The organism is Micromonospora sp. NPDC005413 (genome assembly GCF_040606435.1).
Taxonomy (GTDB): domain Bacteria; phylum Actinomycetota; class Actinomycetes; order Mycobacteriales; family Micromonosporaceae; genus Micromonospora.
Window position 1 is genome coordinate 254,849 of record NZ_JBEXEV010000003.1, and the last position, 21,867, is coordinate 276,715.

A 21,867-nucleotide genomic window follows, 5' to 3' on the forward strand; every position below is an offset into this window, starting at 1 on the left:
TCCTAACAACGCGGGCGTACGCCGTACGCCGCGCGTACACAGCGGGCCGCCCGGAGATCAGAGGGCTTCGCGGTCGTCGGACAGCGCCGGGCCGGCGGCGGCGGGCATCAGGTGCCGCACCTCCGGTTCGCCATCGGTCAGCTCCCGGGCCCGTTCCTCGGCCTCGCGGTCCTCGCCCGTCAACCGGCCACCGTGCTGGCGTAGGTGCTCGCCCCAGGACGGCACCATGTACACCTCGACGAACCGGTCCGTCGTCTCGGCCGGTCGGAACAACCCCCAGCGCATCGCGCCGGTCCGCTGCCGGGCGCCGCGCACCTGGTCCATCGCCGCCAGGAACGGCTGGGTCCGCTCCGGGCGGACGGTGTACTGCACCGTCACCAGCACCGGCCCCACCCCCGGGTCCGGCTCGTGCACCAGGTGCAGTTGCGGCCAGTAGGCCGCCGGTTCGCGGTTCACCGACCGCAGGTCCGGCAGGGGCCAGATCCGACTCGTCACGGTGCCGACCAGCATCAGCGCCGCCGCCGCGAGGTAGGCGACGAACAGCCCGGCCGTGTCGGCCACCAACCCCCACAGGAGCGCGCCGACCGCCTGCCCGCCGGCGAAACACACCTGATAGACGGCCAGGCCCCGGGCCCGCACCCAGCTGGGCAGGAAGAGCTGCATCTCGGCGTTGACGTTGGCCAGCACCGTCACCCAGGCCATCCCGGCGGGGAGCAGGGCGATGAGCACCAGCGGCACCACCCGTACGGTGCCGACCACGGCCAGCGCCACGGTGAACAACACCCCGGCGATCAGCAGGAGCTGGTTGGCCGACAGGCGGGTGCGGATCACGGCCAGCAGCACACCACCCACGATGGCGCCCACCCCGAGGGCGGCCAGCAGCAGCCCGTACCCGCCGGAGCCCAGCCCCAGCCGCCGGCTGGCCACCAACGGCAACAACGCCCACAGCGCGCTGGCCGGGACCACGAAGACCAGCGCACGGCGCAACAGCCGGCGCACGATCGGCGAGTGGCGTACGTAGCGGCTACCGGCGCGCAGCGCGGCGGTGAACCGCTCGGGCACCTCGACCGCGCGGGCATTGCCGGGCCGCCAGCGCCACAACGCGTACGCGAAGATCAGGAAAGCGACGGCGTTGAGGCCGAACACCGGGGCGACGCCGGTGCGGGCGATCAGCACGCCGGCCACCGCGGGCCCGACCGCCCGCGCCACGTTGACGCTGATCGAACCGAGCGCGGACGCCGACCGCAGCTGACCCTGTGGCACCAGCTCCGGGATCACCGCCGCCCAGGCCGGCAGGGTGAGCGCCTGCCCGACCCCGAACGCGAAGGTGAGGGTGAGCAGCAGCGCCGGGGGCATCCGGTTGGTCAGGGTGAGCAGTGTCAACGCCACCGCCACCGCCACCAGGAACAGCTGCACGGCGATCAGCAGGTGCCGACGGTCGAAGCTGTCGGCCAGCACCCCGGCGGGCAACGCCAGCAGCAGCACCGGCAGCAGGCTGGCGGTCTGGACCAGGGCGACCAGGGTGGAGGCGTTGGATTGGTGGATCAGCAGCCACTGGGCGCCGACCGTCTGCATCCAGGTCCCGATGTTGGCGGCGAGCAGGGCCAGCCACAGGTTTCGGTAGACCGCGGTCCGCAGCGGCGCCCACGCCGAGGCCGGACGGTCGTCGGGTCCGGCTGCGGCCGTCACCACCGCCCGTCCGCGCGCAGCACGCGCTCGCCGGAGACGTAGAGATCGTCAGGTTCGAGCAACAGCAACCGGACGACCTCGGTGGCGACCTGTTCGGGCATGGCGTACACCTCGTCCAGGAACTCGGCACCGACCCGTTCCTGCAGGCGTGTCGGCATCGGCCCGGGATGGAGCTGCATCACCTTGACCCGGTTGCTGTGCTGGGCCTCGGCCAGCGAATCGACCAGGCTGTTGCCGTAGCTCTTGGTGGCCCGGTAGACGGGGATGCCGGGCCGGGGGGCCGTCAGCGCCATCGCGCCGATGTACACGACGTTCCCGTGGCCCTGCCGGTGCAGGTGCTCCACCGCCTCCCGCAGCAGGTACGTGATGCCCAGAACGTTGATCTCCACGGCCCGGCGGATGTGCTCCACCGGCAGGTCCGTCAGGTCGCCGCCGGCCCACATCGACGCGCAGGCCGCCACCCCGTCGATCGTGCCGTAGCGCTCCACCACCTCGGCGAACCCGTCGCGGACCTGCTCGTACGAAGAGATGTCGCAGAGCACCCCGTCGCAACCCAGCTCGTCGGTCGCTGCGGCAACCTCGGCCGACACATTGCCGAACACCACGACCTGGTGCTCGTTGACCAGCAGCCGGGCCACCGCGAGGCCGAGCCCGCTGGTCCCGCCGACCACCACGAAGGTTCTGACACCCATGTCTCTCCAGCCGCCGCCAGCACAGGTCACGCAGGCCGCGCGACGGCGCGTTCTTCCCGTTTCCGGCCGCACCACACCCATTTCCACCCCATCAGCGCCAACGTCCGGACGGTCACGGTAGGGCTGGGCATACCCCGGAAGTGGTTCTGGACGGCTGGGGCGGCCCGGCTGCCCCGATTAGCGTCTTTCGGCATGACCCCGGAACACCCTCGTCACCTGGCCGAGGCGCTGCGCCGCCGCGACTGGCTGATCTCCGCCTGGCCCTGGCGTGCAGTGGCCTATCTGATCAGCACCGTGCCGATCGCCGGCATGCTCGCCGTCGGGCTGCTCGTCATCGGCGCACCCATGCTGGCCGCCGTCAACGCGGTTCGGCTACACAGCCGACCGCCGACCATCAGCCTGATGCTGTTCCTGGCAGCCGGCAGCCTCATCCTGTTGGCGCTGGCCCCGCTCGTGAGCTTCCCGGTGGCCGCCGTCGAGCGTTGGCGGCTCAGGCTCGTGGACGGGCGTCCGCTGCCCGCGTCGCCATGGCCCGGCCTGGCCGCCCGCTACCGCATGGCCGCCACCTGGCGGGAGGTGGCGTACCTGTTCTGGCTGGGCGGGTTCGCGCCGGTCGCGTACTGGATCTTCCTGCTTCTGGTGCTGCTCGATCTCGGGCTGATCGCCAGCCCCTGGCTGGCCGGCGACGCCGACGAGGTCGTCGTGCTCTGGGGCACGGTGGACTCCACCGGTGAGGCCATCCCGTACGCCGTCGTGGGTGTGCTGCTTCTCCCGGTGCTCGGGTACGCGGCCGGGCTCCTCGCCGCCATCCAGGCCGCCGTGGCCCGGTGGGTGTTGGCCCGACCGGTGGAGGCGGCGGCGCTGCGCGAGGTCGCCCGGTCCCGGAGCCGACTGGTCGGCGCGTACGAGGCCGAACGGCGCCGGATCGAGCGGGACCTGCACGACGGCGCGCAACCCCGGCTGACCAGCCTCACCCTTCAGTTGGGCCTGGCCCGGCTGGACGTACCCGAGGACTCCCCCGCCGCCCGGCCCCTCGCCGTCGCGCACGACCAGGCCCGGGGTCTGATGGTGATGTTGCGGCAGTTGGTGCACGGCATCCGGCCGCAGAGTCTCACCGACCTCGGCCTGGCCGGCGCGGTACGCGAGCTGGCCGACGCGGCCACCATCCCGGTCATCGTGCACGCCGATCCCGACGGCGAGTTGCCGGAGATCGTCGAAACCACCGCCTACTTCGTGGTGTCCGAGGCTCTGGGCAACGTCGCCCGGCACGCCAGGGCGACCCGCGCCGAGGTGCGCCTCACCCGGGCCGGCGCGGACCTCGTCGTCGAGGTGTCCGACGACGGCCACGGCGGCGCCGACCCGGGCCGGGGCACCGGTCTGACCGGCCTCGCCGACCGGGTCGCCGCCGCGGACGGCCGGCTGTTGCTCGCCAGCCCGCCCGGCGGGCCTACCCTGGTCCGGGTGGAGCTGCCGTGCCGTCGCTGACCCGGGTGGTGCTCGCGGAGGACGAGGTGCTGCTGCGCGAGGGCCTGGTCGCGCTGCTGACCCGCTTCGAGTTCATGGTGTGCGCCGCCGTCGGCTCCGCGCCCGAGTTGCTGGACGCGGCCCGCGAACACCAACCGGACCTGGTGCTGACCGACATCCGCATGCCGCCGGGCCGCCGCGACGACGGGCTGCGCGCGGCCGTCGCATTGCGCGCCGAGCGGCCCCACCTGCCGGTCGTCGTGCTCAGCCAGTACGTGCAGACCGGGTACGCGGCGGCGCTGCTGGACAGCGGCGACGGCCAGCGGGTGGGCTACCTGCTCAAGGACCGGGTGGCCGAGGTCACCGAGTTCGTCGACACACTGCGCCGGGTCACCGCCGGCGGCACCGCCATCGACCCGGACGTGGTGCGGCAACTGCTGCACCGCCCGCGCGACCCGCTGGCCAAACTCTCGGCCCGGGAACGCGAGGTGCTGGCGCTGCTGGCGGAGGGCCGGTCCAACGCCTCGATCGCCGGCCGGCTGCACGTCACCGAGGCGGCGGTCGGCAAGCACGTCGGCAACATCCTGCTGAAGCTCGACCTGCCGCCCAGCGACGACACCAACCGTCGGGTGCTCGCGGTGCTCACCTACCTGCGGGCCGACCTGGCGAGCTGACCAGCGCCGGGCCGAGATCGGGCACGACCGCCCGGGGCGTAGATTCCCCTCAGCGGTACCGCCGTCACTCAGGGCGCGGACCGGGGAGACAGGGGTACGGCATGGCGGAGGCGCTGCGGGTCGGTCTGCTGGGGTACGGGTTGGCGGGCCGGGTGTTCCACGCACCGCTGATCGCCGCGACCCCCGGGCTGCGGCTCGACGCCATCGTGACCCGTGATCCGCAGCGGCGCGAGCAGGCGCGACAGCACTTCCCGGACGCCCGCCTGGTCGCCGACGCCGACGAGTTGTGGCGTACGCCGGACGCGTTGGACCTGGTCGTGGTGGCGACGCCGAACCGGCAGCACGTGCCGATGGCCCGGGCGGCGCTGGCCGCCGGGCTGCCGGTCGTCGTCGACAAGCCGCTGGCCGCGACAGCGGCGGAGGGCCGCGCGCTGATCGACGAGGCGACCGAGCGTGAGGTGCCGCTGACGGTGTTCCAGAACCGGCGCTGGGATGGTGACTTCCGTACCGTCCGTCGGCTCGTCGAGGGCGGCGAGCTGGGCCGGGTGACCCGCTTCGAGTCCCGTTTCGAGCGCTGGCGGCCACAGATCAAGGCGGGTTGGCGGGAGAGCGACCGGCCCGGTGAGGCCGGCGGTGCCCTCTACGACCTGGGCGCGCACCTCATCGACCAGGCGGTGCAGCTGTTCGGGCCGGTCGACCGCGTCTACGCGGAGGTGGACCGCCGTCGGCAGGACGCCCTGGTCGACGACGACGCGTTCGTGGCGTTGACGCACGCCAACGGGGTCCACTCGCACCTGTGGATGAGCGCGGTGACCGGGCAGCTCGGGCCACGACTGCGGGTGCTGGGCGACCGGGCGGCGTACACGAGCTTCGGCCTGGACGTGCAGGAGGCGGCGCTGCACGACGGCGGCCGTCCGGGCCAGCCGGGCTGGGGCGAGGTCCCGCCGGAGCGGTACGGCATGCTCGGCGTCGACGGTGAGCTGCGGCCGGTGCCGACTGAGCCCGGCGCGTACCAGAGCTTCTACGAGCAGGTGGCGACGGCACTGCGTGACGGCGCGCCAATGCCGGTGGACCCCCGTGACTCGGTGGCCACGGTCGAGCTGATCGAGTTGGCGCACCGGTCGGCAACCGAGGGCGTCGTACTCCCGGTCCCGCTTTCTTGATCGTTGGCAGCTGAGCAACTCGACACACCGAGCACCGCCCTGCTGAGCTGCCACCGATCGCGGCGACGCGGCGAGCAGGGGCTGCCTTTCGGCGGGTGAGAACCGAGCGCCGGGCCGGTCGGCGGCCGCGCCGGGCTGGAGCCCAGGAGCGTTGCCGGCCCGGCCCGGTGCCGGATCAGCGCTGCTTCAGCTCGCGCCAGGAAGGGTGGGTGCCGCGCCAGGCGTCGGCGAGAATGGCCGCCGAGGCCCGGCTGGGGCACTGCTGCACCCGCTCACGACCCGACGCCCCACCGATCTGGGCGCGGACCTCCCAACCTTGCCCATCAGTACGGATATACACGTCCCGGCGCCCGCGCGGAGTCGTGTCTCCGTTCCACCAATGCTCCTCGACCTTCATTCGCCGACCGTATAGCAATTTCTGCGCCGAGGGTACGGCGCAGGTAGGGCTATAACGGGGTAAGAGCCGCAATTCAGGCGCAAATCGGGTCTAGTGTTGATGGTTGGTACCGCAACGGCGACCCTTCCCCTGCTGAGCGGCGGCTCAGAGAGCCGGCGTACCCGCTCTGTTGAGCAAGAGGATCGCGTTCCCGATGACGAGCGGGTCACCCCTGCGCGGTGAGCAGGTAGTCGTCGGCTTCGGGGCTCCACCGGAGGTCGACTGCTCCACCCGTGGCGGCGGCCTTGCAGAACTGAAGGAAGCTGCGGTAGCCGAGCTTCTTCTCGCTGAAGTCGGGCCGGGCCCGGCGCAGCTGGTTCTTCAAGCCGGACAGCGCCACCGGGTTGCCACCGCTGCCGAGCTCCGCCACCACGCCGCGGAGTAGGCCGAACGCCACCTCCCGGTCGCCGTGCTCGGGCAGCGAGACCTCGGGGTCACCCTTCGCGGGGCCTTCGGCCAGCTCGATCACGTTGTGCTGGGCGAGATGCCGCAGCAGTTCGCCGAAGGTGCGGAAACCGTAGTCGGACTCGCTGAACGTCGGATCCTTGCGCAGCAGGGTGCGCTTGAGGCGCGAGGCGGTGACCTCGCCGTTGGCGCTGCCCTGCAGCCCGGCCACCGTCTGGGCAACCAGCACGGCCAGTGTGTCCACGTCCCGTCCGGGCTCCTCGCCCGCCGGTCGACGGTCCACCTCGGGCTCCGGCTCGGGCGGGCGCTGGTCCGGGCCGGCCTGCCGGGTCGGACGGCCGCGCTGGCTGCGGGTCGGCGGGATGTCCACACCCTCCAGCCGGTCGTAGTAGAGGAACTCGTCGCACGCCGGCGGGAGCAGCGCCGACGTCGACCCCTCGACCCCGACACCGATGACCCGCTTGTTCAGCTCGCGAAGCTTGTGGACGAGTGGAGTGAAGTCGCTGTCGCCACTGCAGATGACGAACGTGGAGATGTAGTCGCGCTCGAAGGCCAGCTCGATCGCGTCCACGGCCATCTTGATGTCGGCGGCGTTCTTGCGGGACGCGCCCATCCGCTGCGGGATCTCGATCAGCTCGACGTGTGACCGGGTGAGCATCCGGCGGTCTTCGTCGAAGTAGGACCAGTCGGCGTACGCCCGGCGCACCACCACCCGCCCCCGTTCGGCCAGCGCGTCGGCGATGGGACGGAAGTCGAACGCCGCGCCGCCACGGTTGTCGCGCGCGCCCAACGCGAGGTTCTCATAGTCGAGGAATAGGGCGATCCGGTCTTCTTGATCCACGCGGCTCAGCCTACGCCGGCCGTCAGCAGGCTGGGGGTAGGCGACGCACGACACCTCAACTCGACAACCGTCCATTTCTTGCGGTCTCATTGTCGCTTCTTTTCGCTGTTCGATTGTTGTCTTGCAACGCGGTGTTCGGTGCTGGCATCATGACGATCAATGTCGGGCGTCGGGGGCGCCGGACGGACCTCCCACCACCACCCACTGAGGAGGGTCACCGATGTTTCGGACCATCATGCCGGCGCGGGGGCGCCCAGGCCGGCCGGCCGCCGCCACAGTCGCGCTCGCGACCGGCCTCACCATGCTGGTCGTCGGCCCCACCGTGGCCGCCGCCGGCCCACCCACGTCCCCCGGCGCGGCGCCGGTGGTCACCCGGGCCGCCCTCGATCCGGCGCTGGTCGCCGGACGCGGCGCGGACGTCGACTTCGTCGAGCAGGAGGCGGAGAACGCCTGCACCAACGGCGACATCATCGGACCCGACCGGTCCGCCTACACGCTGCCCGCGGAGGCTTCCGGCCGCCGGGCGGTCCGGCTCACCCCCGGCGAGTACGTGGAGTTCGTCCTGCCCAGCGCGGCGAACGGGATCACCGTGCGGTACAGCATCCCGGACGCGCCGCAGGGCGGAGGGATCACCGCGCCGCTGCGGGTCGCGGTCAACGGCAAGCACGTGCGCGACATGACGCTGACGTCGCAGTACTCATGGCTCTACAACCAGTACCCGTTCACCAACGACCCCCAGGCCGGGCTGCTGCACCCGGACTGGTGGATCACCGAGTGCCAGTGCGTGCCGTCGGCCACCACGCCGTACCCGAGCATCAGCACGCCGTTCCGGCCCAACCACTTCTACGACGAACAGCGACTCCTGCTCGGACGCACCTACCGGGCCGGTGACAAGATCCGGCTCACCGCGCCTCCCGGCAGCGCAGCCGCCTGGACGGTGATCGACCTGCTCGACTCCGAGTTGGTCGCGCCGCCGCGCATCCGGCTGCTCGCGGCGAACGTGCTGGCCTTCGGCGCGGACCCCACCGGCCGGCGGGACTCCGCCGACGCACTGGACCGGGCCATCGCCTTCGCCCGGCGCACCCACCTGAAGGTGTACGTCCCGCCGGGCACCTACCAGGTCAACCGGCACATCATCGTCGACGACGTGACCATCGAGGGCGCCGGCAGCTGGCACACCATCATCAAGGGCCGCGAGGTCGCCCTGCCGGAGCCCACGCCGGACGGCTCGGTGCACACCGGCGTCGGTTTCTACGGCCGGGACGCCGCCGACGGTGGCAGCCACAACGTCCACCTCTCCGGCTTCGCCATCGAGGGCGACGTCCGGGAGCGCATCGACACCGACCAGGTCAACGCGATCGGTGGCGCGATGAGCGACTCGACCATCGACGGGCTCTACCTGCACCACACCAAGGTGGGCCTGTGGTTCGACGGGCCGATGCGGAACCTCCGGGTCACCAACACCATCATCGTCGACCAGATCGCCGACGCGCTCAACTTCCACACTGGTGTGACCGACTCTCTCGTCGCGCACAACTTCGTCCGCAACACCGGTGACGACGGCCTGGCGATGTGGTCGGAGAAGACGGCGAACGCCCGGAACACGTTCGACCACAACACCGTGCAGTCACCGACCCTGGCCAACGGCATCGCGATCTACGGCGGCACGGACACCACCGTCTCGCACAACCTCATCGCCGATCCCGTCCGCGAGGGCAGCGGCATCCACGCCGGTTCCCGCTTCGGCGCGGAGCCGTTCACCGGGCACCTGCGGTTCACCAACAACACCACGGCCCGCGCCGGTACGTACGAGCTGAACTGGAACATCGGGCTGGGCGCGATCTGGATCTTCGCCCTGGACCGGAGCATCGACGCGAGCATCCAGGTGACCGGCGACGCGTACCTCGACAGCACGTACAACGCGATCATGCTGGTCAGCGACTGGCCGGTGAAGGATCTCTACTCGATCACCAACGTGCGGTTCCGGGACGTCCGGGTCGACGGCACCGGCACCTCGGTGGTCAGCGCCCGCTCGGCGGGATCGGCCTCGTTCGCCAACGTGGACGCCCGCAACGTGGGCGCGGTCGGCGTCAACAACTGCGGCTCGTTCCACTTCACCCCGGCCGGTTCGGAGTTCACCCTGACCGACCTCGGCGGTAACGACGGCGGGTGGCTCGCCCCGTGGCTGCTGCCCAACACCATCACCTGCGACGACCGGCCACCCGTGTCGCCGCCCCCGCCTCCGGCGCAGTGGTGAACGCGGTGGGCGGCCCGAGAAGCTCGGGCCGCCCACCGCACACTCAGAGCACTCGGGCGTACGCCAGTGGCACGGTCGTCGGTTGACCGTCCCACCTGCCGCTCAGCGTGACCCCGGCTGACCGGTCGGCCCCGGCGCCGGGCCGGCGGACGACGACGAGCTCGACGGAATCGGTGCTGATGAGCGCGTGGTCCTCGTCGACCACCCGTCGCAGGGCGCCGACCGGTGGCACGTCCGCGTCGCCCGCGTCGCCCGCGTCGCTGACGACGACCGTCATGGTCGGCTCACGCACTTCGCGCCGGCCGTCGACCTCGACGTACTGCTCCGCCTGGCCGCTGCCGGTGAGGATCGCGTGGGCGAGCGCGGCGGCGTACACCGGGTCGGCGCAGCCGTCGTACACCCAGCGCGGGCCGAGCACCGAGTGCTCGGTGGTGCCGACCAGCCAGTCGTCGGCACCGTCGAGGGGCGCGGCACGGTAGGTGAGCGGGACCTGATGGACCGGGCCGTCGGCGGTGCCGACCAGCATCGTCTCGACGCCGACCTCGCCGGCTGGGTCGTCGAAGCGGTATGCGCCCCGGCTCACCACGTCGACACCGGTCGGTCCGACGAACCAGGGTCGGCCGGGCAGCCAGGCCGCCAGCAGGTCGAGCTTCGTGGGGCGCAGGGTCGCCCGGTGCAGCAGTGCCATGACGGCAGCCTAGGTCAGAGGCCGGCGCAGGGGTTGCCGCCCACCGTGCAGGCCTCCGGTTCCCTGGCCTTCGGCCGGTTGTCACGCACGTCGAAGCGGAATGTCTGCGACCCTCCGGCCGGCACGGCCGCCCCGGTGAAGGTGACCGCCCGCCCGTCCTGTCGCCAGTCCGCGCCATCGGCGTCGTCGACGGTGCTGCCCTCCGCGAGATTGACCACCACGACCCAGTCCCCCACCGGTGTGGCAGCAGGGTTGTCGACCACCACTTCGCCGGTGTAGCCGAACAGCCGGCTGGAGTCGGTGTCGTAGCGGGCCGTCAACGGCTGCGGGGGCGGCGGCGCCGACGTGGGGGTCGGCGACGGTTTCACCGACGCGCTCCGGCTCGGGCGGGCGGTCGCCGACGCGGCCGTCCGCGAGGGGCGCACCGAGGGCGTCGCCCGCGGCGTGGCGGCGGGCGCGGCGGCCGTCACGGACGACGACGGCGACGGGGCCGAGGGCGGCGCGGCGCTCTGGTTCGACTCGGTCGGGAGCGCCACCCACGCCGCCACTGCTCCGACGACCGCCACTGAAACCAGCACCGCGGCTATCTGGCGGCGACGCCGGCGGGCGCGCCCTTTGCCGAATGCGCCGATCAGCGGCAGTTCGGCGGTCATCCCGCCGTCGCTGCGGCGCAGGTCGACCTGCTGGAAGGCGAGCCAGTCCAGGATGGCCGGCAGTCGCACGGTCAGCGCCTGCCGAAGCTGCTGCTCCCGTGGTTCGTGCTGCTCGGCGGACCACGCGCCGTGCGTCCTGACCTCCCGTACCTCCAGCCAACAGCCCTGCTTCGTGGCGGTGATGGCAAAGGTCGCCTCAGAGAGCCGGCCGGCCTCGTCGCAGCGCAGCGCCAGCAGCTCCGGCACCCGCTGCTCGGTCACCTCGACCTCGACGTTGGCCTCGAAGCCGGGCAACCCGGCCGTGTGCACCAACAGCCGGTCCGGTACGCCCTCCATCGTCTCGGCCTCGGCGAACCACCGGCCGAGCAGTTCCCGATCCGTCAGTGCGAGCCAGACCCGGTCGGGCGGGTGGGACAGGTCAACCTGCGCGCCGATCTCGATCACGGCGAGACTCTAACGGGTTTCCCGCCCGGCCTGTCCCGCCCGCCCGTACGGACTTCCGGCGCCCTGGTCAGCCCCAGCGGGTCGACCGCTCGACCACCGCGGCCAGCGCGGCCAGGGCGCCGGCGCTCACCTCGGCGACCACCTCGGCCGCTGGCAGGTCCCGGGCCAGCGGATGCGCCTGTCCGGCCCACAGGTTGGCGACCGACGCGTCCTCGTCGCGCCGGGCGGCGGCGAGCAGCGGACGCGTCAGGTGGAGCACCTGGGGGTAGCCCCTCGGCGCCGCCGCGTCGTGCTGGCGCAGGAAGTCGTTGGCCACGCCACGGGCCCGTTTGCCGGTGTACGACCGGGTCAACGCCGTCGGCGCGGCACTGGCCACCACCGCCCGGTGCATCGGCGAGCTGCCCGCCTCCGGGCAGCGCAGGAAGGCCGTGCCGAGCTGCGCGGCGGCGGCACCGGCAGCCAGCACGGCGGCCACTCCGGGGCCGTCGACGATCCCGCCCGCGGCCACCAGCGGCCGGTCGCAACGGGCGGCGGCCAGTCGGAGCAGCGGCAGCAGCGCGTAGTCGTCGTCGTCCGGTAGACCGCCGCGATGCCCACCGGCCTCGGTGCCCTGCACCACCACCACGTCCACGCCCAGTTCGGCGGCGGCCTGCGCGGCGTCCGGGCGGGTGACCGTGGCCCACACCTCGGTGCCCCGCTCGCGCAGGGCGGCCACCGCTGCCCGATCGGGCAGCCCAAACACGAAGGACACGACCGGAACCGGGTCCGCGAGCAGCGCGGCCAGCTTCTCCGGGTACGCGTCGTCGCCGCCCACCGGCTCACCCAGGCTCACCCCGCGCTGGGCTGCCTGCGGGGCGAGCCGTTCGGCGTACGCCTCGATGGCGGCTTCGTCGACGCCACTTGGGTCGGGTAGGAAGACGTTGACGCCGAACGGCCGGTCGGTGCGCGCGCGGACCTCAGCGACGTCGGCGACCAGCCGCCCGGTGTCGATCATCCCGGCTGCCAGGAAGCCCAACCCACCGGCCGCGGAGACGGCTGCCACCAGCGCTGGCGTGGACGGGCCGCCAGCCATCGGGGCGGCGATGATCGGGTGACGCAGCGTGGACAGCACGGCCATGCACCCATCCTGCCGCACCGCCCTGTTCGCTCACCGGCGCGCGGTACGCCTCCAGCGCAGCACACCAGCCAGCCCGAGCAGCACCAGCAGTGTCCCGGCGCCGGCAACCAGCGGCCAGGTCCGGTCGCCCGCGCCGCCGGCCTTCTCGGCGACCGGACGGACTGCCGTCGGCGCCACCGTCGGGCGTGCGGCGGTGGCCGTCGTGGCCGTGGCCGGGTAGCGCAGGATCGTCGGACGGGTGCCCGGTGGCTGGTCGGCGGATTCGGAGACGGTGAGCAGCGACCGGCCGTCGCGACTGTAGGTGATCGATTCGCCCTGGGGTTCGTCCGGCAACGGGGTGATCCGCGCGGTGCCGGAGGTCAACGCGGCGACCACATCGCCATCGGGCACGTCGTACTCGAAGGCGTCGGCGTAGCTGCGCAGCACCACCCGACGCCCGTCCGGTGCGCTGGCCGCACCGGTGATCACACCCCGCCCGAGGAACGAGAAGGGGTTGCTGGTGCTGGTCGTCGGCAGGGTCACCTGGCCGACCGAGGCCAGCGGCGTCGTCGCGGCCGGCCGCAGCGCGGTGGTCGGCGCGTACAGGAAGACGGTGCCGCTGCCGCCCTTGGTGACGATCAACGGCCGCCCGTCCGCGTCGAGCAGCAACGCCTCCGCGTCGTGCGGGCGGTCCGGGTACGCCATCCGGTGCAGCACCGGCTGGTCCGCGCCCGGTGCGAGCCGCCACAGCGCGATCGTCGGCCGGGAGCGGTCGTTGTCGCCGATGTCGGCGACCCAGATGGTGCCGTCCCGGCCGATCGCCAGGTCCTCGGTGTCGCGGGGCCGGGACGGGTAGGAGACCGTCCGGACCACCGCGCAGCGCTGGTCGAGGAAGAAGATCCGACGACGGGCCTCGTCGTCGGCACCGTCGTTGATCACCACGTACCCGTCGTCGGTGGCGACCATCCCGGAGAGCTCGCGGAGCCGGTCGTCGCGCACCTGGCACACCGGCGTCCCCGCCCCCGGCGCGCCAGCCACCGCCGCGCCCGGCGCGAGCACCACCGCGCCGGTGAGCAGGCTGGCCAGTGCCGTACCGGCGCGAGCGTGCCGCCCCCGGGTGGCCCACTTCCGTACCCCCATGACCCACCCTTCATCGCGGCCGTGCCTCGGCCGCCCTCGCCAATCCTGGCTGATCCCGCCCATAGGTGGTGGACCTGGGAGGGGGACACGATCAGATCCTTGCCTATGCATCGATGATCCATCGTGGGCCGAGCTGGCGGCGGTCATCTGCGGCCTCTTCGCCGGGGCACGCTGTTGGGCGCGGTGGCCGGTTGGCTGGTCTTCGGCTGGGCCAGCCGACGCACCGAGGGGCGCCGGGTGAGTGGCACGGCGAGCGTCCTGTTCGGCGTGACCATGGTGCTGTGGTGGCTGCCGGTGCTGCTGGCCGCGCCACAACTGATGGAGCACCACCACCTGGGCGAGCCGCACCCGGCGTGGCACCCACTGTGGGAGTGGCTCGGCCAGCCGGTGGCCTCGCTGTTCTTCCTGGTCGGCGCGGTGTCCGCGCTGCTGGCGCTGGGGCTGACCGCCGGGCCCCGCCGGGAGCGGTCCCCGGTGGCGCTGGTCGACTGACCCGCGCCACCCGGGACCGGCCGCGACCGTTACCGCACGGACCAGCGCTGGGCGGCGCCGCCGTTGCAGGTGGAGAGCTGCACCTTGGTGCCGTTGGCGGTGCCGGCGGACGCCGGGTCCACGCACTTGCCGACCGAGGCGAGCACGATGGCCCCGTCCGCGCGGAAGGTGAAGCGCTGGGCCGCGCCGCCGTTGCAGGTCCAGATCTGCACCTTGGTGCCGTCGGCGCTCGCCCCGCCATTCACGTCCAGGCAGCGGTCACCGTAGACCCGCAGCTCCCCGGCGGCGGTACGGGTCCAGCGCTGGTTGGCGCCGCCGTGACAGTCCCAGATGATGGTCTGGGCACCGGCGGTGGTGCTGGCGCCGAAGACGTCCAGGCAGCGCCCGGAGTTCGGGTTGGCCAGGCCGACGGGGCTGCTGACCGGAGGGCCCGGCGGGACCAGGCTGTCGGGCACCGACCGCAGTGCGTCGTACCAGCGGGCCGCCATCTTGTCGTACCCGCCGGCGTTCGGGTGGACACCGTCGGCGAGGTCGGCGGTGCCGAGCGCGGCATGCATGTCGACCAGGTGCACCCGGCTTCCCTTCTGCGCCACGATGCCGGGGATCGCCGCGTTGTACGCCTGCACCCGCGCCTCCCGGGTCGCGTCGGATATCGGGGTGATGGTGGCGACGAAGACCTCGACCCCCGGTACCGTCGACCTGATCTTGTCGATCAGGCCGGAGAGCCGGGCGGGCGCGTTGGCCAGGTCGTAGTTCTGGCTCACGTCGTTGGTGCCGATGTGCAGCAGCACCGTACGCGGGGTGGTGGCCTGCAACCAGCCGACGATGTTGGCGTCGAGCTGGTCGATACGCCAGCCCGAGTGGCCCTGGTGGTCGTGGTCGCCGAGGCTGGCCGGCCCGTTGAACTGGGAGCCGACGAAGTCGACGGTGTAGCCGCCGCCGGCCAGCCGCTGCCACAGGTTGATCCGGTACCCGCCGGGCACGTTGTACCCGTCGGTGATCGAGTCACCGAGCGGCATCACCCGTACCCCGCCGTTGGACTCCGCCTGTGCGGGTGCGACCTGGGCCAGCGCCAGCACGGCGCCGAGGACGAGCCCGAAGCCGCCGGCGGCAGCCCGTCGTGCGTTCCATCGCATGCTTGATCCCTCTTCTCGCCGGTCGTCCAGGGACTTCGGCGGTGGTGTGGTACGCCGAAGACGGCGCCCACAGCTGGACGCGTGCATCGATGCTCGACTATGGGTTGAGTGGTCGGGGTCGTCCGGTGCGGGCGGGAGCCGAATGCCGCGCTGGTTGCGCCGAACGGCCGGACCGATGCCGCGGGCGGTGAGCGGACGACCGGACCGTGGCGGTCAGGCGTGAGTGGGACGGTGACGGGTAGGCAGCGGCCCGGCGGCATGTCGACAACAGCCGGGTAGGAGGCCGCGATGAGCACGTACCGGGACGAGCAGAGTGATCCGCTTCCCCCGCCGGAGGCGGACGCCCTGGAACAACGGCAGGAAGCGGTCGACCTGGGGCCGCCGGACCGAATGTCAGGTGACGTGGACCCGGAGGCGTCCGAGGCTGATCTGGCCGAGCAGGGATCCCTGCCGGCGGGCACGCTCGAGGATGCGACGTCGCTCCCGGCCGAGGCCGACACAGCCGACGTCCTCGAACAGCGCCAGGAGATCCCCACCCGCGACGAGGGCCGGCGGACGTGACCGTGCCGGCCACCGACTGAGCCACGTCCGGTGGCGGTCAGTCCAGTTGCCGCAGCCGGCGGTTCCACCACCCCGGGCGGCGGCTGGCCACCTCGCGTAGTCGCCAATGCTCCGCGTGCTGCGTGACGATGAACAACGGCACCAGGCCGAGCGCCAGCAGCGGCAGGTAGCGCGGCGCCGACCGGTTCTCCCGCAGCGACGCGGCCAACGCGGCCGCACCCCACGCGTACAGGATCGGGTTGTAGAACCGCATCAGCTCCGGCCCCAGCCCCTCGCACTCGCGCAGCCACGGCAGGCCCAGCCGGGTCCGTCGGCGCGGCCAGCCACGCAGGTGGGCGAGCACCGCGGCCAGCCCGACGCCGTTGCAGACGGCGAACACCGCGTCGCCGGACGCCCGACGCGTGCCGGCCGCCCGCCACAGCGTCCCGGTGCCGAGGGCCCACACCCCGGCGGCGGGCACCGGGCCCAGGACGGAGGCCGCCGGCATTCCGACGCCGGCGCCCAACTCGAAGAACACGTGCGTCGCCAGGCCCGCCGTGGCGAGCCTGGTCAGCGGTCGGTGGCCCGCATGATCCGGTCGCACCTGGCTTCCGGCGGTCCACCCGATCCGGTACGACCCCACGCAGGATCCTTCCGCAGTACGGCACCTCGGCTCATCGCCGGCCGTGCCCCGACCAGCCCGAACGCGGTACCCGCTCCGACCCGGCCTACACACTCCGGCGCCCTGGTGACCGTCGCGGCGGACCTGCTGGCGTTTTTCGCACCCGCCCGGCCGGCTCAGCCGGCTCAGCCCGCCCGGCCGGCTCAGCGGGCTCAGCCCGCCCGGCCGGCTCAGCGGGCTCAGCCCGCCCGGCCGGCTCAGCGGGCTCAGCCCGCCCGGCCGGCTCAGCCGGCTCAGCCCGCCATGCCGGCTCAGCCGGCGACGACCTGCCAGAGCAGGAAGGCGTTGAGCGCGACCACCAGGACGGCCACCAGGGACGCGGCGGCGGTGGTGAGCGGGTGGTTGACCAGGTTGCCCATAAGGTCGCGACGGCGGGTGAAGGCGACCACCGGGACCAGCGCGAACGGGATACCGAAGCTGAGGATGACCTGCGACAGCACGAGTGCCCGGGTCGGGTCGAGGCCGATGGCGAGCACGGCCAGCGCGGGCACCAGGGTGACCAGCCGGCGCAGCAGCAGAGGAACCCGGCGGCGCAGGAAGCCCTGCATGATGACCTCGCCGGCGTAGGTGCCGACGCTGGTGGAGGCGAGCCCGGAGACCAGCAGGGCGATGGCGAAGCCGAACGCGGCGGCGGTGCCGATGGTCTGGCCGAGCCCGGCGTGCACCCCCTCCAGGCTGTCCGCGCCACCCGGGCCGCCGCCCCGGAAACTGGCCGCGGCGATCAGCAACATGGCGAGGTTGACCGCGCCGGCCGCACTCAAGGCGAGCAGCACGTCGGTGCGCTGGCCGCGGAACAGGATCCGACGCTCGGTGTCGTTGGCTGCGGGGATGCGGTCGCGGGTCAGGGCGGAGTGCACGTAGATGACGTGCGGCATGACGGTCGCGCCGAGGATGCCGGCGGCGAGCAGCACACTGTCCGTGCCCTGGAGCCGGGGCACCAGACCGGCCATGGCGGAGCCGGGATCGGACCCGGCGGCGAGCAGATTCGCGGCGAAGGCCAGGACGATGACGCCGAGCAGCACCGCGATGGCGATCTCGAAGGCGCGGTACCCGCGTGTGCGCAGGGCGAGCACGGCGAACGCGGCCGTGCCGATGATGATCCCGCCGGGCAGCAGAGGGATGCCGAAGAGCAGGTACAGGGCGACCGCGCCACCGATCACCTCGGCCAGGTCGGTGGCCATCGCGACCAATTCGGCCTGCACCCACATCAGCCGGTTCACCCGACGGGGCAGGCGCTCCCGGCACAGCTCGGGCAGGCTGCGCCCGGTGGCCAGACCCAGCTTCGCGGTGAGTGTCTGCACCAGCATCGCCATCAGGTTGGCCACCACCACGACCCAGACCAGCAGGTAGCCGTAGCGGGCGCCGGCAGCGGAGTTGGTGGCGAAGTTGCCGGGGTCGACGTAGGCGACGGCGGCGATGAACGCCGGGCCGAGCAGGATCAGGCGCCCGCGTACCCGGCCCCGGGCGCGAGCGGCCTGCAACGGCGTCGCCGTCGACACCGTGAGCTCGTTGGTGACCATCGAACACCTCCCCGTCCGGTATGGATCGCCTGCCCGTTCCCTTCCCGGCCCGCTGACCCGTCGGTGCCAACGGTTGGCCTTCTGGTGCCAACACCGCCGACCAGGCCGGGGCCTCGCCCGTTCGGGGCGATTCGCCGCGCCGCCCTTGACAGCGATCGGGCTCCCAGTGAAGCTGTCTATTAGTCCTACTGTCGTAGGACAACAGGAAGGATCGTCTCGAGTGATCGAGTTTGTGCTGGACAGCCGGTCGAAGGTGAACACCTACATGCAGCTCGTGCAGCAGGTGAAACAGGCACTGCGGGTTGGCCTGCTGGTGCCGGGCGACCAGTTGCCGAAGGTCCGGGACGTCGCGCAGTCACTGGCGATCAACCCGAACACGGTGCTGAAGGCGTACCGGGAGCTGGAGATCGAGGGTCTGGTCAGCGGCCGACCCGGGGTGGGCACGTTCGTCCGGCGCACCCTGGCCGGCGCGTCCCTGCCCAACCAGGCCGAGCTGCGCGACGACCTGGTCGCCTGGCTGCACCGGGCGCAGGCCGCCGGCCTCACGGCCGAGGACGTCATCGCCCTGGTGGAGACCACGCTGCGAGCCACCCTGGCCGACGAAGCGCCACAGAAGGAGCCCGCGTGAGCCAGCGAACCATCAGGCACAGCAACGAGCGCTCGCACCGCCGTCAAGCGGTAGCAGGAGCGGAATGAGAGGACAGAGGATGGACATGGTCTTGGAGGCCGACCGGCTGGGCAAGCGATACGGCAGCGCCTGGGCGTTGCGGGACTGTTCGCTGCACCTGCCCGCCGGCCGGATCGCCGCGCTGGTCGGGCCGAACGGTGCGGGCAAGAGCACGCTGCTGCACCTGGCCGTCGGCCTGCTCAAACCCGACGCGGGTGAGGTCCGGGTGTTCGGCAGGTCGCCGCACGGCGACACGGAGGGCCTGGCCGACATCGGGTTCGTCGCACAGGACACCCCGCTGTACCGGGATTTCACGGCGGCCGAGCTGGTCACCGCCGGCAGCAAGCTCAACCGGCGGTGGGACGGTGCGCTGGCCCGTACCCGCCTGGCCCAGCTCGGCATACCGCCGGACCGGCCGGTCGGCAAGCTCTCCGGCGGGCAACGGGCCCAGGTGGCGCTCGCCCTCGCGCTGGCCAAGCGGCCCCGGCTGCTGCTGCTCGACGAGCCGGTCGCCAGCCTCGACCCGCTCGCCCGGCGCGAGTTCCTCCAGTCGCTGATGGGCAGCGTCGCGGACGCGCGCACCACCGTGTTGCTCTCCTCGCACCTGCTGGCCGACCTGGAACGGGTCTGCGACTACCTGATCGTGCTCAACGCCGCCCGGGTGCAGCTCTCCGGCGCGGTCGACGACCTGGTGTCCGGGCACCGGCAGCTGGTCGGCCCCCGGCACGACGGCGGTCCGATCGGGGGCGTCGCCGCCGTCGTCCGGGCCAGCCACACCGACCGGCAGTCCACGCTGCTGGTCCAGACCGACGGCCCGGTCACCGATCCGGCCTGGACGGTCCGCGAGGTGAGCCTGGAGGACATCGTCCTGGCCTACCTCGCCGACGGCACCACGCAGACCAGTCACAGCGAGTGGGGGGTGCCAGCATGATCTGGTTGACCTGGCGGCAACACCGCAAGCAGGCGTTCTTCACCCTGCTGGGCTTCGCGGCGCTGGCCGCCCTGATGGTGCCGATCGGCCTGTCGATGCGGCACAGCTTCGCCGATCTCGGGCTGGCGGACTGCGCACGCCAGCTTGCCGGCACGAACGTGGCCGACGCGACCCGGGAGACCTGTGAGGCGGGCTTCCGCCGCTTCACCAACCGGTACGGCAGCCTGAACCTGGTGGCCGTACTGCTGCTCACCCTGCCGGTGCTGGTCGGCCTGTTCTGGGGTGCCCCGCTGGTCGCCCGCGAGGTGGAGCAGGGCACGCACCGGTTTGTCTGGACCCAGGGCGTCGGCCGTGCCCGCTGGGCCCTGGTGAAGTTCGGCCTGGTCGGCGCGGCGACGGTGCTCGCGGCGGTCTGCTACGGGCTGGGCATGTCGTGGTGGGTCGGGCCACTGACCCAGGCCGCGAGCGAGGGCCGGCTCGGCCTGATCGTGTTCGATCTGCAGGGCGTCGCCCCGATCGGCTACACCCTCTTCGCCGTGGCGCTCGGCATCTTCACCGGCACCGTCTGGAAGCGGATGCTGCCCGCCATGGGCATCACCCTGGCCGGGTTCATCGGCGTACGGGCGGCCGTGGCGATCCTGGCCCGGCCGCACTACCAGCCCGCCCGCACCCAGACCTTCCCGATTGAGGGGACCGGGACCCCGGAGATCAGCCGGGGGGACTGGATCCTCGCCCAGGGCGTCCGGAACCCCGACGGGACGATGATCGCGGCGGACACCCGGATCCAGTGCCCGCCCGGTGGAAAGGGGCCGGACGGTCGGGCTTGCGGGGCCGAGCTGGGCATCGAGCCGGGCGCGTACAACTGGCAGCTGTACCAACCGGCGGACCGGTTCTGGCTGTTCCAGGGCATCGAGACGGGCATCTTCGTCGCCCTTGCCCTGCTCCTGCTCTACCTGGCCGTGCGCCGGGTCCGCCGGATCGCGTAGCTCGGCAACGGGTGATCGCCGGGGCCACGGGGCCTGGCGATCACCCGTCAGCGCAGGCCCTCGGCGGTCAGCGAGAGCCAGGACGCGAGGTCGTGCAGCTCATCGTGCACGGCCCGGGTCAACTCCGCAGTGAAGGGCACGTCCTCATGGATGGCGTGCACGGTGAGCATGCCGCGCCGACGGTCGGCCGTGGCGTCGACCTTTCCGACCAGCCGGTCGCCGTGCAGGATCGGCAACGCGAAGTAGCCCCACCGTCGGCTGGCCTTCGGCTTGTACATCTCCAGCACGTACTCGTACTCGAAAAGGTCCGCGAGGCGGACCCGGTCGTGCACCAGCCGGTCGAACGGCGACAACAGCGCGGTACGCCCGGTGAAGGGCTGCCCGAGCGCGGCCGGGTCCACCCGCCAGACCCCCGGGACGCCCTCGACCACTGCCGGCTCACCAGCGTCACCGACCTCCGCCGGCTCACCGGGGACGGCCACCGCCTTCTCCCGCGCGATGCCCAGCGCCCGCAGCCGCCGCTCGTTGCGGAGCCGGTGCGCCTGCTCCAACGGGACGACGGGCGTGCCGGCCGGATAGACCCGCTCCGCCACGTCCCACAGCCGCTGTCGGCCCTGACGACCGGCGACAGCGACCTCACCGCGCAGGACCAGGAACTCCAGCATCTGGGTGACGTTGCGGTTGTTGGTCCAGCCCGACGACGGCCAGGGCACCACGCAGGTGTCCGGGATGTCGCGGGAGAGCAGCGGCCCGGAGCGGCCGAGCAGGTCGAGCACGTCCCGCCGGAACGAGTCGTTGCCGCGCAGCCATTCGCGCTGCCGTTCATGACTGGGCCAGGCCGCCATCGCGGCGAGGTAGAGCCCGAGATCGTCCATCGGCCGCACCATCGCCTGGTGCTCGAAGAGCGTCCGGTCCTGTTCCAGTGCCTGCCGCACGTGCGCCGGCTGGTACGCCGAGCCGAGCCGACTCCAAAAGACCAGGTCCGCGCTGGGCGCGATGGCGGCCGTCGGGTCGATCTGCACAAGCGTCAGCTGGCGCACCACGGTCAGCAGGTCGGTCGGCCGGGACGCGGCCAGCAGTTGGGCCCGGACGGCGATGCGTCGTGCCTGCACGCGATCGAGCTGGTGCACCTCCACGCCGCCGAGCCTAACGGCGACCACCGACATGGCGTCGACCAGCGGAGTCGGATTCCAGCCGGTCGCCAAAGCGACTGAAAGCGTCTGTCCGATCACGATCAGTGCTCCCATGTGGACCGCGAGGCCCGCGTCCGG

Annotated in this window: 21 protein-coding genes; 9 read left to right on the forward strand and 12 right to left on the reverse strand. The window is 72.4% G+C overall.

Features of this window, described 5'->3' with window-relative positions; all coding sequences use genetic code 11:
* Positions 1-57: 57 nt before the first annotated feature.
* Positions 58-1,692 (reverse strand): MFS transporter, encoded by a 1,635-nt coding sequence (locus tag ABZS37_RS06970; RefSeq protein ID WP_355166330.1) that lies wholly within the window; start codon positions 1,690-1,692, stop codon positions 58-60.
* The gene (locus tag ABZS37_RS06975) at positions 1,686-2,381 is read right to left on the reverse strand and encodes an SDR family oxidoreductase (protein WP_355166332.1); all 696 of its coding nucleotides are present in this window, start codon (positions 2,379-2,381) and stop codon (positions 1,686-1,688) included. The genes ABZS37_RS06970 and ABZS37_RS06975 overlap by 7 nt, the downstream gene beginning before the upstream one ends.
* A gap of 192 nt (positions 2,382-2,573) precedes the next feature.
* Here ABZS37_RS06975 and ABZS37_RS06980 point away from each other — a divergent pair, with 192 nt between their 5' ends.
* The 3 genes from ABZS37_RS06980 to ABZS37_RS06990 all read left to right on the forward strand — a co-directional run bounded on the left by ABZS37_RS06980 (position 2,574) and on the right by ABZS37_RS06990 (position 5,682).
* The gene (locus tag ABZS37_RS06980) at positions 2,574-3,866 is read left to right on the forward strand and encodes a sensor domain-containing protein (RefSeq protein WP_355166334.1); all 1,293 of its coding nucleotides are present in this window, start codon (positions 2,574-2,576) and stop codon (positions 3,864-3,866) included.
* On the forward strand, positions 3,854-4,519 hold the full coding sequence (locus tag ABZS37_RS06985) for a response regulator transcription factor (RefSeq protein WP_355166336.1): 666 nt from the start codon (positions 3,854-3,856) through the stop codon (positions 4,517-4,519). Before ABZS37_RS06980 ends, ABZS37_RS06985 begins: the two co-directional genes overlap by 13 nt.
* Positions 4,520-4,620: 101 nt before the next feature.
* Complete coding sequence (locus ABZS37_RS06990) at positions 4,621-5,682, forward strand: Gfo/Idh/MocA family oxidoreductase (RefSeq protein ID WP_355166338.1); 1,062 nt, start codon at positions 4,621-4,623, stop codon at positions 5,680-5,682.
* Between the two features lie 175 nt (positions 5,683-5,857).
* Here ABZS37_RS06990 and ABZS37_RS06995 read toward each other — a convergent pair whose 3' ends face one another.
* Both ABZS37_RS06995 and ABZS37_RS07000 read right to left on the reverse strand, forming a co-directional pair.
* On the reverse strand, positions 5,858-6,079 hold the full coding sequence (locus tag ABZS37_RS06995; protein WP_030335934.1) for a hypothetical protein: 222 nt from the start codon (positions 6,077-6,079) through the stop codon (positions 5,858-5,860).
* Between the two features lie 205 nt (positions 6,080-6,284).
* The gene (locus ABZS37_RS07000; RefSeq protein ID WP_354993994.1) at positions 6,285-7,364 is read right to left on the reverse strand and encodes an NYN domain-containing protein; all 1,080 of its coding nucleotides are present in this window, start codon (positions 7,362-7,364) and stop codon (positions 6,285-6,287) included.
* Between the two features lie 220 nt (positions 7,365-7,584).
* On the opposite strand from ABZS37_RS07000, the gene ABZS37_RS07005 reads away from it, so the two are divergent.
* On the forward strand, positions 7,585-9,621 hold the full coding sequence (locus ABZS37_RS07005) for a glycosyl hydrolase family 28-related protein (RefSeq protein WP_355166340.1): 2,037 nt from the start codon (positions 7,585-7,587) through the stop codon (positions 9,619-9,621).
* Between the two features lie 43 nt (positions 9,622-9,664).
* Here the strand turns inward: ABZS37_RS07005 and ABZS37_RS07010 are convergent, their stop codons facing one another.
* The 4 genes from ABZS37_RS07010 to ABZS37_RS07025 all read right to left on the reverse strand — a co-directional run bounded on the left by ABZS37_RS07010 (position 9,665) and on the right by ABZS37_RS07025 (position 13,642).
* Positions 9,665-10,309 carry a hypothetical protein gene (locus tag ABZS37_RS07010; RefSeq protein WP_355166342.1) on the reverse strand — a complete coding sequence of 215 codons (645 nt, stop codon included), beginning with the start codon at positions 10,307-10,309 and terminating at the stop codon, positions 9,665-9,667.
* Positions 10,310-10,323: 14 nt separating this feature from the next.
* The gene (locus ABZS37_RS07015) at positions 10,324-11,406 is read right to left on the reverse strand and encodes a cellulose binding domain-containing protein (protein ID WP_355166344.1); all 1,083 of its coding nucleotides are present in this window, start codon (positions 11,404-11,406) and stop codon (positions 10,324-10,326) included.
* A gap of 67 nt (positions 11,407-11,473) precedes the next feature.
* Positions 11,474-12,523 carry a nitronate monooxygenase gene (locus ABZS37_RS07020; RefSeq protein WP_355166346.1) on the reverse strand — a complete coding sequence of 350 codons (1,050 nt, stop codon included), beginning with the start codon at positions 12,521-12,523 and terminating at the stop codon, positions 11,474-11,476.
* 30 nt (positions 12,524-12,553) lie between these two features.
* Positions 12,554-13,642 (reverse strand): hypothetical protein, encoded by a 1,089-nt coding sequence (locus ABZS37_RS07025; protein WP_355166348.1) that lies wholly within the window; start codon positions 13,640-13,642, stop codon positions 12,554-12,556.
* Positions 13,643-13,765: 123 nt separating this feature from the next.
* Between ABZS37_RS07025 and ABZS37_RS07030 the strand changes: the two genes are divergently transcribed.
* Positions 13,766-14,134: a hypothetical protein gene (locus ABZS37_RS07030; protein WP_355166350.1), complete on the forward strand. Its 369-nt coding sequence runs from the start codon at positions 13,766-13,768 to the stop codon at positions 14,132-14,134.
* A 29-nt stretch (positions 14,135-14,163) separates the two neighbouring features.
* Here the strand turns inward: ABZS37_RS07030 and ABZS37_RS07035 are convergent, their stop codons facing one another.
* Positions 14,164-15,270, reverse strand: coding sequence for a ricin-type beta-trefoil lectin domain protein (locus tag ABZS37_RS07035; RefSeq protein WP_355166352.1), 1,107 nt, complete (start codon positions 15,268-15,270; stop codon positions 14,164-14,166).
* A gap of 288 nt (positions 15,271-15,558) precedes the next feature.
* Here ABZS37_RS07035 and ABZS37_RS07040 point away from each other — a divergent pair, with 288 nt between their 5' ends.
* Positions 15,559-15,831 carry a hypothetical protein gene (locus tag ABZS37_RS07040; RefSeq protein ID WP_355166354.1) on the forward strand — a complete coding sequence of 91 codons (273 nt, stop codon included), beginning with the start codon at positions 15,559-15,561 and terminating at the stop codon, positions 15,829-15,831.
* Between the two features lie 37 nt (positions 15,832-15,868).
* Here the strand turns inward: ABZS37_RS07040 and ABZS37_RS07045 are convergent, their stop codons facing one another.
* The gene (locus ABZS37_RS07045) at positions 15,869-16,453 is read right to left on the reverse strand and encodes a hypothetical protein (RefSeq protein WP_355166356.1); all 585 of its coding nucleotides are present in this window, start codon (positions 16,451-16,453) and stop codon (positions 15,869-15,871) included.
* 290 nt (positions 16,454-16,743) lie between these two features.
* Positions 16,744-18,012 carry an Nramp family divalent metal transporter gene (locus ABZS37_RS07050; RefSeq protein WP_355166358.1) on the reverse strand — a complete coding sequence of 423 codons (1,269 nt, stop codon included), beginning with the start codon at positions 18,010-18,012 and terminating at the stop codon, positions 16,744-16,746.
* Between the two features lie 220 nt (positions 18,013-18,232).
* Between ABZS37_RS07050 and ABZS37_RS07055 the strand changes: the two genes are divergently transcribed.
* From ABZS37_RS07055 to ABZS37_RS07065, 3 genes are all read left to right on the forward strand, one after another.
* Positions 18,233-18,640 carry a GntR family transcriptional regulator gene (locus ABZS37_RS07055; protein WP_355166360.1) on the forward strand — a complete coding sequence of 136 codons (408 nt, stop codon included), beginning with the start codon at positions 18,233-18,235 and terminating at the stop codon, positions 18,638-18,640.
* A 79-nt stretch (positions 18,641-18,719) separates the two neighbouring features.
* Positions 18,720-19,610 carry an ABC transporter ATP-binding protein gene (locus ABZS37_RS07060; RefSeq protein ID WP_355166362.1) on the forward strand — a complete coding sequence of 297 codons (891 nt, stop codon included), beginning with the start codon at positions 18,720-18,722 and terminating at the stop codon, positions 19,608-19,610.
* A complete protein-coding gene (locus ABZS37_RS07065; RefSeq protein ID WP_355166364.1) occupies positions 19,607-20,596 on the forward strand; it encodes a transporter in 990 nt (329 codons plus the stop codon). The genes ABZS37_RS07060 and ABZS37_RS07065 overlap by 4 nt, the downstream gene beginning before the upstream one ends.
* A 47-nt stretch (positions 20,597-20,643) precedes the next feature.
* Here the strand turns inward: ABZS37_RS07065 and ABZS37_RS07070 are convergent, their stop codons facing one another.
* A complete protein-coding gene (locus ABZS37_RS07070) occupies positions 20,644-21,732 on the reverse strand; it encodes a crosslink repair DNA glycosylase YcaQ family protein (protein ID WP_355166366.1) in 1,089 nt (362 codons plus the stop codon).
* Positions 21,733-21,867 lie beyond the last annotated feature (135 nt).